Source organism: Legionella navarrensis (assembly GCF_052527415.1).
The window spans coordinates 69,535-81,717 of sequence record NZ_JBNVZR010000008.1 but is presented as its reverse complement, the minus strand read 5'-3'; the positions used below and the strand labels follow the sequence as shown (position 1 = coordinate 81,717).

Below are 12,183 nucleotides of genomic sequence, written 5' to 3'. Positions count from 1 at the left end.
GAGCTCCAGTGCTGGTTCGGGAAGCAGTCGTCCCCGCCTGCGCGGGGACGACATGTAATGGCATCGCCTGCAATATCGCTACCTGTCAAAATTAAATGGAAACAGTACTAGTTTAGCATGCTCGCAGTAGACGTTATCTGATTCAACTGACTTCCTCCGGCCTGCAGCACAATGGCGTCGGTGATTGAGTTTCCGTCTTTTTTCGTTGAGAAGAAGGTCATTCCGTTATTCTCTTTCGTTAAGAAGCTGGTATCGCCAAGACCTGGCTGTACAAATACCGGGTTACGCGCCTGCTTGATGATTTCTCCTTGTGCGTCGATGCGCATCAAATCATGAATGACCGCCGGTGCATTCTCAGCCACGTCCTTCAACAGGCGGATTCGATGGGCTTCGGCAGTCGATACGCTGGTAATGGCTTCGGCCTCGGCTCGCGCCTTAGCCATGATTTGATCAGACTCGGCTCCGGTCTGAATCGCCCGGACCCGGGCTTCGGTTTCTGCCCGCACAATGCCTTCCCGTTGCTCAATCTCAGCAGCCATTACCTTGGACTCTCCCGCTTTTGCCGTAATCTGCGCAATGGCGGCCTGACTTTCCGCCAGTCGGCGATTGGCTTCTGCCGTTGACTGCTGTGAGCCCAGATTACGTATCGTAGCCAGATACTCCTCGTCCGCCGGAAGAATTTCGGTAATCTGCAGCTCAGTTACGCATAATCCCCAGGCCCTGGCTTTCTCATCCAGTGCCTCTACGCATTCCTTGTGTAAATCACTCAGTTTACTGCTGCGAATGGTGCTGTGATGATCATCATCTACGTGCAGAGAAGGAGCAATGTCAGATGAATTGAAACGACTGAGAATGGTACGCAGAGTACCATCGGCAAAAACCTTTAAAAACTCAACAATACGATCAATACCCAGACCCACGGTTAAAAGTGGCTTTTCAACATGGAAAATCAGAACCGACTCGGCGCGCATTTCAATCTGATCCGCACACATCACCGTCAGAGGAGGCAGACGTATGCCCTGAGGACAGGTGTTGATGATGGAATTAAAATAATTGCCTTCTGTCTGGCTAATCAAGTGCTTGCCTGGCCCTCGCTCAACAACACCATTCTCGGTATTGACAAAGGCCACCTGCCCTTCTTTGACGGTCACGACTTTCAGAGCGCCCAGATCAATTACGTCCGTATCTACCGGTACTTTTTTTTCAAAGCGATCCGTCGAAGGCAAAACATGCGTTCCTGGCTCCAGATACACAAAAATACCGTTCCGATAACATTCTCCTGCCTCACCATTACGGATGGTCACGTAGCGTTTGTTGCCCAGAACAAAGTCATCCTGGCCTATGTTCTGTATGCCCGTGGCGGCGTCGAATGTTTCACCGGCAGCACAGTCAATTTCATGTATGCCCGGTGGCAGCTCAATGTAGCGTCCGTCCGCAGCGGTTTTAACCCCCAGAAACCCTTCACGGATACGAACGATTATTTTGGCACCGAAATCGTTTATATCCTGCTGTCTGTCTTTAATCTGAGTATGGCGGTCAAAGGTTTCATTTTGAGCCGCATGAATCAGATGAATACCTGGCTGTAGCAAGACCAGCTGACCGTTGGCATCGGTTTTATAGGCAAGTTCATTTGCCTTGATGCGCACACGCTTGATCGGCCCAAAATCAATGAAATCCACCGCTTTGTTAAAAACCGGCCCGAAGCTGTCGCCGGGAAAGGGGCGAAACCAGATCCCCTCTTCAATCAGCCTCACCTGACCGCTGACGTCCTGAATCATCGAAATCTGGTCGGATTTAACGCGTTTGAAACTTTTGTACAACATATACCATCCCAAAACAGGTACCGCTGCGTAGGCAACGCCCAGCAAAAAACGCCCTAATGCTTTCATATGTTAATACTCCTTGTTAAGTTGCATTTGTGTAAAGCACGTAAAGTATAAGCATACTTTTCTTAACGAAACATTAACAAACTTTACAATTTAGGTATTTTATTCTGTACTGGACAAAAACTCCGGGCTGTCATTCCCGCGCAGGCGGGAAAGGCAAATTATATAAAATTGTCCAGCACGTAGCCCGGATTAGGCGAAGCCGTAATCCGGGAACAAGGGATAATAATCAACGGTATCACTCTGATATCCACCCCCCCGTGTTGCGCACTATCCCTGAGACAACGATACGGTCTGATTGTTGATGGCATGATCCATTTGTACGCGCAGAAAAAACGATCGTCCGTTAACATGGCGATTGATAAGGCGCCCTAGAGAACCCTGTTTCAGGGCATTAATATCACGCTCACTGACACCTTGACTGACCGGTTCGTTTTCCAGTATCGCCAGCAGTTTGCTAACGGCATTGATTTTCTCGGTTTTGGTAAATTGCCTGAAAAAGCCGGGATGATATCGCTCATCGCCCCGTGCTCGCATGTCCTGGTAAGCTCGTAAGGCACGTATGAGCGCAGGCCGGTTCATTTCATCAATAAAATCATGAACGGATTGAAAGTGATATTGGCTTGTTACACCATTAAGGGCGTTGAACAGCTGCCCATCATGCAAGGCCGCCCGTTGCCTGTGAGTTATAAAGTCATGGTCTGGAGTATTTTCTGAGCATACCCGCTTAAGCACCGATGTTGCTGCATCGATTTTGTCTGCCTTGTTAAACTGGAAGGGTAAAATTGGGTCTCGCTTTTGCCTTCGCTGTTCAATATACGCCAGCATCACCCTCTTGAGCTCCTCGACCATCGGATTCGATTTGTCTTCTGGCATCAGGGGTTCAGGGGCGCTTATTTCCTGCAAAACAGGACGCTCATCGTCACTCTCCAGCGAGGTATCATCCCTATCCTCCATTGTCAGGGAGTTACGCTGTTGCGGCTCGGTTGACGTCAGGCTGAGAGCCTCGAATAAGTGGCTGAGCTGTTCCTGTTGATCAAAATAGTGTGTAGATAATTCAAAGGCATCTAAATCAGCTTTGATGGCCATCAGTTCAGCCCTGAGGGTCTCATTGCCAGACAAAGCATATAAATGATCGTGCTCATTAACCTGTTGAATAAAGTGCGTGATGCGGGGTTCCATTTCCTTTATGGCCCTGTCCATGGCCATGAGTGACTCCGCCAGGTCGTAACGATACGAGATCGCTTTTAACGATCGGCCATTCAGGCGCATCTGCTGCTCTATTTCCATGATGAGTTGCTGCAGGGCATGGCGGTGGTTTACAAACACTCTGGCAAGGATCAGGCGACTGTTGTCCAGCAACAGCGCATTGAGCCCGGCGCGCAGATCCTTGTCAGAACGTTGCATGGTATAATCGACCAGCTCGATAAACAGCGAATCAGCATGGGGCAGCAGCCTGTGCAACAGATCATCTGATAAGTCGCTCATCTCCCTGTTTTGTAACAAGACGATCAGGACTTGCCAGTCCTCACGCTCAATCAGAAGGGAGATGATGTCATTAAAGGGGTATGGCTTCATCAGCGCCCGTAAAAAAACCGGTTGACTGGCATGCTGAATGATAAGCTCCAGACCGCCTTCATGCAGTGGGCGTGGCGCGTTTAACTGATCAATAAGTTGCCTGCCGTGTGCTTCATCCGCGCCGTCCAGTGTATTGGCAATCACCAGCTGACGCAGGCTCGTAGAAGAAGAAAGTCCCTCGTCGAACACCATATCTTCTATCGATAGATTCAGCTGGCTGAACGTAGGGCTGTAATGATGCGTCGCCATAAAAGCAGAAAGGTGATTTAAGCTTTTTTCATAAACCAGCTCCGTAATCTGGTTCATGTTTAAATCTGCAAATAAGGTTTGCAGCGATTTTTTTATTTCCTGCTCATTCGCAAAGGATATTGGCTGAGAGAGCAGTTCATTGCTGATCCGCAGACTGTGTTCACGACAGGCTCTGATAAATAAGTCGGCGGGTAAAACATGGTTCAAAAGGCCTGTGCTGTGCAGCATGTGAAAGAGGCGCCGATCATCGGTTACAAACGCATAGTCGAGCAGGCGCTCAATGTGCTCATTCAGATCCAGCGTATTGGCAAGGATGTATACCATCTCTTTTATGAGCGTCAGTAAAGGAGATTCCCTGCGTGTCATAGCATGATCCAGCAGGAACAGTTGCGTAGCCGTATCACTCAGGCGATGTTGCTTCAGGTAAAGGGCGAGTAATTCATAATGACCCTCTTCAGCCAGTCGCCGATAACTATCCAGATTCTCTAACAGTGCAGGGCAGTGTTGGATGAGGAATTCAAGGTTATCCGTACGACCGGATTGCATCGTTTGCAGCTGTAACCGATAGTGATCTTCCGGGGTCAAATAACCGGGCTCAAGAAAAGCTGCTGCGAAATCAGGCATATTGTATAATAGCATGGCGTTTAACGCAGGCAGCAGCGATCCTTGTTCATGGCGATGATACTTATCTAATACGCGCTTGATGTGTGGGGGGCTCACTCGCTTAAAAAGCACGTAGGCATGAAAAATATTGCAAGGATCCAGGGTGGAATCGAAGCGCTGTAATCGGCGTTCAAACAGTGAGGCACCCACGGTATCCAGATCATAATGCCTGCCAATGAGATCAAATAGAGGCAGATTCCCTCTGCTTAAAGAATTAGCGAGGAGCTGATCCTGCTCTTTTTCCGCCAATAACGGCCAGCACTCCACAAACAGCTGATTTTTTTTATTAGCAAGTAACAGCATCAGCAGTTGTTGATTTTCCTTTTTAAACAACTCCCGGGCTTCAGGTCTGGATGCAATAACCGCATCAACTATGTTTGTATTCCCTGCTTTCAGGTTGTCTTCCAGTAAACGGAATTTGGTGTCGTTGCCCGTCTGACAACCCAGGTTCATCAGTAGAGAAACCAATGCCGTATTCCCAAGCTCCATGGCGGTTATTAAGGCCTTTTCTTTATCCCCCTCCTCGATAACATCAGGTAGATTATCCTGAATTAACTGATTCTCTCCAAAACGCGCCAGCAGGGTAAACGCGGACAACCCATCATGCTCTGCAAATAAAGCAATGGGTTCTGAAACAGGCTGTTTATCAATAACCTGAATAATGAAATCTTTCCAGGCAGAATCGGGCAGGTGCAGGGCCAGCTCTTTTATTATGTGCGGATTGGATTGCTTCATGGCATGTGCTATCAGAGCAGGCTCAACTGTGAAGCCATGATTCAGGAGCAGCCTCAGATTAACAAGATTCGTACGTAGAACAAGCTTAGGGCTAAGCGTTGGCAACCCGGTTTTTCCTCGGATCTTTTTCAGCCAGAACCGCAGGGTGCTGCTGTTATTTTTAACGGCAGCAGAAAAAATATAATCAACGATTTTTTCTGGATTAACTGATAACCTGGGGATTGCTGTCAATCGCACAAGCGAGCTGGACTGACCATGGCCACTTATTTTTTTCAGCAGGCGGTAAAAATTAAAATTATACAACTCGTTGAAATGGATCCCGGCGTAATCATAAAGATCCAGAATAACATCATGATTTTCAGGATTGAGAGAGCGCGCGCCTGCTTCCAGGAGTGAGGGATTATTGGCTTCTAACAGGCTTTTTAATTCATTCTTGCTTTTGTCTTTAAACAGCGTAACGGTATTTTTCAATAAATCAGTCCGTGCTGTCTGGGCTGTAATAACAAGCGCCTCATATTGAAAGGTGGCATCAAACTGATGAAAGTTGCGAAGCACGAATTCAGGATTATAGACGAGAGCATGATATAAATTAATCCGCGTGACGCGGTTGTTTTTAAATATGGTATCGATGGTATCGTAATCATAGGCTTCAGCAGCAAAATTAAACGATTTATTATCCTTAATCGGGTCATTAGAGCTTGACGCAACTGACTCTACTGCCTCACTCGGCCAAAAATCATGTTTTTGAGGATAGCGGCCCTGTTTTAACTGCCTCGGACTGGCAAAGCAGCGAATAGAAAATCCCGACATTTCGTCGGCTTTGTAGCCAAAAACCCTTCTCAGCTCCAAAATAAGCTCACTGGCAGTTAAAACGATTATTTTGTTTTTAGCTCCGGTGTCGGTAAAGCTGTCTAAATTATAGTTAGAGTCGACGATAGACCACTGGTTATTTTCACATGACAGAGCAATGGCATGGCCCATCGATGAAATATAATAGGCGCGGCCATTATTTTTAATGGCATCAAAGAATGTAGTCCACACACTATCAGTGGTTTGAAAGCCAAAATTAAATTCATTTTTTATAGGTTGTCCCTCGATGGTCAGGAACTTTTCCAGAGACGATTGTCTGGCTCCAAGGATGAATGTATTGGGTGAAAAGGCCAGTTGAACTTCATAAATGAAGTAATCCAGCTCTTCATCATCGCCAATCCTGTAATGCGCGGGAGGATTAGCCAGCTTATGACATAGCCTGAAATAATCAGACTCCCTCCCTGACAGGAAATATTTAATATAAACCGAGGCGATGCCCGAACAGATACCATCCTCATTCAGGCGAATGGAGTGATCAGTCTGTTTCAGCAGTTGATTGGCGGATGAGATAATCAGGGCTTGTTCAGGCATGGTATTTGGACATAAAAAAGGACATGATGCATTATGAATGATCACCTATAGTATGGCAAGCTGCTTACAGGTTACCTGAGCGGTAGCCATGGTGACGTCAGCAACGCACATTTTCCGTTTGAAAAAGCAGCAATGTTTCCTTCAAAACGGGGATGGATGCCAGGAGTTTCATATGCGCCCGAATGGAAGAGGGAAATGGAATGGGCATTTTCGCGTTCAGTACTACATGACTGCCCGGATGCACTGCCAGTAATCGGCACAATTCCGTTTGATCCAGCGTTGCTTTGGTGCGCCCCCGGGAATAAAACTGTGCGGAAAAGGGAGCTCGGTCGGCCCAGTAAATCAATAGACTGTTCACGGCAGGCTCTTCTGTATTCCAGAGGGCGACCAGTGGTTTTTGTGACTTTGCCACCCACTGAGGTTCCTCTGCAAACAATAACAGTGCAGCCAGCATCAATGTGCCCGTGATGGATGCCGCAGTCAGAAACAGTCTTGTAACCCGGCTCGATAAACTCAGCCTCTGCGCCAGTTCAGCAAAGGCCAGCGCAAATGCCGGCAGACTGGGAAACACATAAGGGTAGATAATGTTTCGGGCAAAGGTAAAAAAGAGCAGGGGAATCAGCGCAAACAGCATCAGATAACTGACCCAGCCATGCTCATCCAGACACAGGACCGGCAGCTGTCTGCGGTAGCGAATCAGGGACAGCAGCACGTTTCCAGTCCAGGGTAATATGGCTATCAGGGCATAGACCCAGATCATGCCGCGCCGCGTAACATGAGCAAAACCGTATTTATCGCCCTGCCAGGACGGCTCCAGAAAGCGCTTGATGTGCTCGCCAACGATAAAATAATTAAGAAAACCCGGTGTGCGCCGCTCGGCCAGTACATACCAGGGTATGGAAATGGCCAGCATCAGCAGGCCGCCGGTGATCCAGGGCAGTTTGACCCATAGGTTTCGCCATTGTCTGCGCAGCAGCACCCAGAAAAACAAAGGCATCCCGGTCAGCACCAGCGCGATGGGACCTTTGGCCAGCAACCCGAGACCCAGTCCAACAAAAAACAGATAGCCCCACAGGCGCTGGTCTTCGACAACGGCCAGCCAGAAAGACACCATGCTTAAACTGATGCAGAACAGCAAGGCCGGATCGGTCATCACTGTTCCGGCGTCCAAAAGAAAAAATGCGCAAGTCGACAACACCAGCACAGCATTCAGACCGACCTCACTCGCGCGGCTTCTGGCCACCCGCCAGACCAGCCACAGCACCCCCAGCGAGAGCAGCAGACTGGGCAGGCGCACCGCCAGTTCGTTCACGCCAAAAAACTTCATGGACAGTGCCGACAGCCAGGTAGACAGGGGCGGCTTGGCCCAGAAAGGAACGCCGTAATCATGCAGAGGCGTGACCCAGTTTCCCGTTTCCAGCATCTTACGGGCAATTTCTGCGTAACGTGCTTCGGTGGTGTCATTGAGCGGAATAAGCCCCATCGTCAGCAGACGGCATACCAGCAGAAACATCAGGCCAGCAATCAGATAGCTCCGCCGTACCCCGTTTATAACATATTGTTTTGCTGTATCAGACATGAATCGGCGCATCCGGTTGTACTGCTGATTTTTTTTGTAAGTGGCAGCCCGCTTCCGCCATGTCCTGACAAAACGCATCACTTTGCAGATATTGCCATTCATGCTGACGATATGGGCTTAAAGGATCCTCGTGATCGGAGGAGGGATACCCCGGATGACACATAATCAGGCCCTTATCCCCCGTTATCGCCAGAAAGCGGCGGAAATACTGTCGATAATGTTCAGCCTGGGTAAAATCATAAATACCGGCAAAGCTCTGATTGGCGGGAACGGATTGCTGACGCAGACGGCGTCTGAACGTCATTCCTCCCAGCAGGGCTATGGCCTGGCGCTTCGGAAAATCGGTCCAGCCGGCCAGGCAATCGGTCAGACCGTTGCTGGTGTTGCGAAAGAACAGCGCTGGCTGCTGCCTGGCATACCAGTTCAGCCAGGCATCACGAATCACGGGCAGTTGATGCACATGCTGATGCCCGTCAATAAAGTCCGGTAAGGCTCCTCTTGCCTCGCAAAAGGCATCAAGCTGGGCCTGGATTTCTGCCTCAACGACCTGCCGCGCCATTTGACCGGAATAACAGCGTTTCAACAGCGCCCCCAGGCCCGAAAAACAAGTGCCATAGCGCGCCTGCCAGGCGGAGCTGAGCGCGGAGCCCAGCGTCAGATTAAAGTGCAGACCAATAGAGGTACTGTCCTGCACGGAGGTCAGCTCCTGTTGCAGTTCGCGCCAGGCTGGTACATTGACCAGACAGCTGACCGCATTGAGCCGCTGCTGGCGGATAAGTGATAAAATACCGGCGGAAATATCTGCATTCTGCGCATAATCATCAGCACAGAGAATAATCGCCTTACTCATGAGCTGACCTCTGGCGTCCGTCGATAAACGAGGAAATTACTGGCCAGAAATCCGGCCAGCACGTTCCAGGTCATGCCGCAGACAATCGCGAAAATCTTACCGGAATCAAAGCGCTCAACCAGGGTAAACTCAATGTACTCCACCAGCAGCAGATTAAACACGCCAATCGCTGCAAACAGGGTCAATCGCTTCATCAGCTGTCCTTCGACCTGAAAGGTAAAGCGCAGATTCATGAAAAAACTGAACGCGATAGTAAACAGGTAACCAAAGGCTGTGTAATACAGATAATTCATACCCCACAAATGACCAAGATACATCAGTAGAAAACAGAGCAGGGTATTAATGGCACCAACGGCCAGATAACTGGAAAAACGGTTAATCAGGCCGATTAATGCTGTCATAGCTGATTTCCTGTTTGATGTTGTATAAAGGCCGGTTTTTGGTCTCGACCAGAATCCGGCTGATGTATTCCGAAATAATGGCCAGAAACAGAAACAATACGGAAAAAAGACCGGATGTCAGGAAAATAACCGAAGCAATACCATCCGCCAGCTGTTGATGGGTAAAGAGCTTCTGAATCAGGATAAAACCGGCATAACACATCATGATTCCGCTGATAAACACCGATATAAACGACATGGTTCTCAGCGGTCTGGCCGAAAAACCAATAATGGAATCGAGAGCCAGATTTATGAGCTTAAAAAGATTGTATTTGCTTTTTCCGGCAATACGGGGCGGACAATGATAGGAAATGGTTGCCGTTTTGTAACCAACGTAGGCAAACATCATAATCAAGTGACGATTGCTTTCTTTCATCTTCCTGAGCGACTCCACCACCTTTTGGCTGAGCAGACGAAAATTCCCCTGATCGGCAGTTAACTCAAATCCCGTCATTTTGCGGGCGAAGCCATAAAACGCCTTTGAGGTTACCCGTTTCAGCCAGGACTCCTCCTCCCGGTTACTGCGCGCCGCGCATACCACGTCATAACCCGAGTTGGCTTTGCTGACCATTTCCGGGATCAGCTCAGGCGGGTGCTGCAAATCGGCATCCATCAAAATCACGTAATCGCCCGTAGCATGATCAAAACCCGCGGTTGATGCAATTTCGTGACCGTAATTGCGCGAGAAGGAAATCAGGCGGATGGCTGGATTATCCTTAATATAGGCGACACAGCGCGACACCGTGTGGTCGGTCGAACCATCATCGATAAGAATCAGTTCATAATCGACAAAATGGGTGCGCAACACATCAATTGTTTTTTCAAGAAAGGTCTCGATAACCTGTTCTTCATTAAACATGGGGGCGACAACAGAGATTTTAATCTTGATCAGCTCCTTAAAAATTTACTGAATTTTGCAGCTTATACCTCTGTTTTTCAAGTATTAATGTCAATTAATGGTTAAAAAATGAGCTGCTCATTGTATTTGCCGGTATAAAATGACATGCTTTGTGCCGTACATCCATTCAATCAGCCTGGAGAACCCGTGAAAAAATTACCTGTTAATCGCTTACTGGCCGTCACCTCCCTATGCCTGGCTTTGTCATCCCCGGCTATTGGATGCAGCGACGTCAAACTGACAGCGGAAGACGGCACCATGATGGTAGCCCGCACCATGGAGTTCGGCGCTGATCTGAAATCCAACCTGCGCAGCTCACCCCGAGGCCGTGAGTTTAAAACAACCACACCCAACAACAGACCGGGTCTGAGCTGGAAATCAAAATACGGCTACCTGTACCTTGATGGCTTCGGCATTGACGCCAGCTTTGATGGTATGAACGAAGCCGGTATGTCCTTTGGTTATCTGTACCTGCCAGGTGAAACCCAGTATCAGACCATTCCAGAAGGGAAAGACGCGCAGGCCATACCCTATTCTGTATTTGGTGACTGGATACTCAGTAATTTCAAAACCGTGGACGAAGTGAGAGAGGCCTTGAAAAACGTCTACGTCAGTACACAGGTGATTCCTCAAATCGGCGACGCGGTATTGCCCGCTCATGCCACTATTCGCGATGCCAGCGGCAAGGGAATCGTCGTTGAGTTTTATAACGATAAAATCAACGTGTTCGACAGCATGGGTATTATGACCAATGCCCCCAGATACGATTGGCACGTCACTAACTTACGTAACTACATTAATCTGTCATCAGACATTCCTCAGGCCGTTACCCAGGGAGGCATGACCTATTCCGCCACCGGTCAGGGTTCTGGCGCATTCGGTCTGCCTGGTGATGCCTCACCACCGTCCCGTTTTGTTAAACTGGCGTTTATGGCAGCCAACGTATACAAAGTGAAGGACGCAACCGCACTGGTCAATCTGGCTCAGCACATCATGAACAACGTGGATTTGCCGGCTGGATACGTGCGCTCAACGGAAAACGGCAAGACCGAAACTGACATCACCCAGTGGGCCGTATTCAAGGACCTGACGCACAGGATGTTTTATTATCGCACCTACAATGACCTGACCCTGCGCGTTATTGATATGAGCAAAATCGATTTTTCAGAAAAGGCTGCACGACTGATCATGCCAGTGGAAGATGCTCCACGTCTGGTGAACACGACTGACGCGTTTTTGAAAGCGACAAATCCCGCGCCTTAAGGTATCGGTCAGCGCCTGGATCGCAGAGGCAGGGTGGGCAAAGGAGCGACAGCGACGTGCCCACCAGGCATTGGCACAGCGCACAACCATGGTGGGCACGTCGCTGTCGCTCCTTTACCCACCCTACCCCTGTATTTAATCTTGACAAGGCACCGGGACTGGCATCGATTAGCCGTTTATTATGAGCCGGGTTTACGATACGTTTTTTTAAGCGCCCCTCAGGCGTTTTTGCATCCGAATCAGATAATCAACAGCACGGTATGCTTCTTCAACCCGTTCGTTGTTCTCAACGCGCGAACGTAGAATCTCCATGCTGGGGGCTGAAATAATGCCATTGCCAATCAAAATTCCATCCATTGCAAACTGAATAAAACAGGATTTCACGTGCTCCCAGATAAATTCATAATGATCGGTGCTTCCTTTCAGCAACAAGGCGAGAGGAATATATCCATTATACGGCTTATTTTTATGAAAATACTGAATAACAGCAGGGATTTCATAGGCTCCTGCGTCGACTATTTCAAGGTCGAAGAGATAAGGAGAGCGATCCAGTATTTTGCGGCAGCTATCCAGCTGTATAGCAGACAAATCCTTATAATAATTGGAAGATACAACCAGTATTTTTTCACGTGACATACAAA

The 12,183-nt window shown here is 48.6% G+C and carries 8 protein-coding genes; 1 reads left to right on the top strand and 7 read right to left on the bottom strand.

Annotation, left to right across the window (positions count from 1 at the left end):
- Positions 1-107: 107 nt before the first annotated feature.
- From ACQUTA_RS06610 to ACQUTA_RS06585, 6 genes are all read right to left on the bottom strand, one after another.
- Positions 108-1,889 (bottom strand): SPFH domain-containing protein, encoded by a 1,782-nt coding sequence (locus ACQUTA_RS06610; protein WP_444987433.1) that lies wholly within the window; start codon positions 1,887-1,889, stop codon positions 108-110.
- Between the two features lie 267 nt (positions 1,890-2,156).
- Positions 2,157-6,512, bottom strand: a complete 4,356-nt coding sequence (locus ACQUTA_RS06605) for a hypothetical protein (protein ID WP_444987432.1) — start codon at positions 6,510-6,512, stop codon at positions 2,157-2,159.
- Positions 6,513-6,609: 97 nt separating this feature from the next.
- Complete coding sequence (locus ACQUTA_RS06600) at positions 6,610-8,091, bottom strand: ArnT family glycosyltransferase (RefSeq protein WP_444987431.1); 1,482 nt, start codon at positions 8,089-8,091, stop codon at positions 6,610-6,612.
- Complete coding sequence (locus ACQUTA_RS06595; RefSeq protein WP_444987430.1) at positions 8,084-8,941, bottom strand: ChbG/HpnK family deacetylase; 858 nt, start codon at positions 8,939-8,941, stop codon at positions 8,084-8,086. The genes ACQUTA_RS06600 and ACQUTA_RS06595 overlap by 8 nt, the downstream gene beginning before the upstream one ends.
- The gene (locus ACQUTA_RS06590) at positions 8,938-9,342 is read right to left on the bottom strand and encodes a GtrA family protein (protein ID WP_444987429.1); all 405 of its coding nucleotides are present in this window, start codon (positions 9,340-9,342) and stop codon (positions 8,938-8,940) included. Before ACQUTA_RS06590 ends, ACQUTA_RS06595 begins: the two co-directional genes overlap by 4 nt.
- Positions 9,317-10,258, bottom strand: coding sequence for a glycosyltransferase family 2 protein (locus ACQUTA_RS06585; RefSeq protein WP_444987466.1), 942 nt, complete (start codon positions 10,256-10,258; stop codon positions 9,317-9,319). The genes ACQUTA_RS06590 and ACQUTA_RS06585 overlap by 26 nt, the downstream gene beginning before the upstream one ends.
- A gap of 168 nt (positions 10,259-10,426) precedes the next feature.
- On the opposite strand from ACQUTA_RS06585, the gene ACQUTA_RS06580 reads away from it, so the two are divergent.
- Positions 10,427-11,542 (top strand): linear amide C-N hydrolase, encoded by a 1,116-nt coding sequence (locus tag ACQUTA_RS06580; protein WP_444987428.1) that lies wholly within the window; start codon positions 10,427-10,429, stop codon positions 11,540-11,542.
- Positions 11,543-11,749: 207 nt separating this feature from the next.
- Here the strand turns inward: ACQUTA_RS06580 and ACQUTA_RS06575 are convergent, their stop codons facing one another.
- The gene (locus ACQUTA_RS06575) at positions 11,750-12,178 is read right to left on the bottom strand and encodes a 6,7-dimethyl-8-ribityllumazine synthase (RefSeq protein WP_444987427.1); all 429 of its coding nucleotides are present in this window, start codon (positions 12,176-12,178) and stop codon (positions 11,750-11,752) included.
- Positions 12,179-12,183 lie beyond the last annotated feature (5 nt).

What these genes read in the sequence shown, in the direction of transcription:
- ACQUTA_RS06610 (WP_444987433.1), bottom strand. Translation starts at nt 1,889, where the DNA reads ATGAAAGCATTAGGGCGTTTTTTGCTGGGCGTTGCCTACGCAGCGGTA.
- ACQUTA_RS06605 (WP_444987432.1), bottom strand. Translation starts at nt 6,512, where the DNA reads ATGCCTGAACAAGCCCTGATTATCTCATCCGCCAATCAACTGCTGAAA.
- ACQUTA_RS06600 (WP_444987431.1), bottom strand. Translation starts at nt 8,091, where the DNA reads ATGTCTGATACAGCAAAACAATATGTTATAAACGGGGTACGGCGGAGC.
- ACQUTA_RS06595 (WP_444987430.1), bottom strand. Translation starts at nt 8,941, where the DNA reads ATGAGTAAGGCGATTATTCTCTGTGCTGATGATTATGCGCAGAATGCA.
- ACQUTA_RS06590 (WP_444987429.1), bottom strand. Translation starts at nt 9,342, where the DNA reads ATGACAGCATTAATCGGCCTGATTAACCGTTTTTCCAGTTATCTGGCC.
- ACQUTA_RS06575 (WP_444987427.1), bottom strand. Translation starts at nt 12,178, where the DNA reads ATGTCACGTGAAAAAATACTGGTTGTATCTTCCAATTATTATAAGGAT.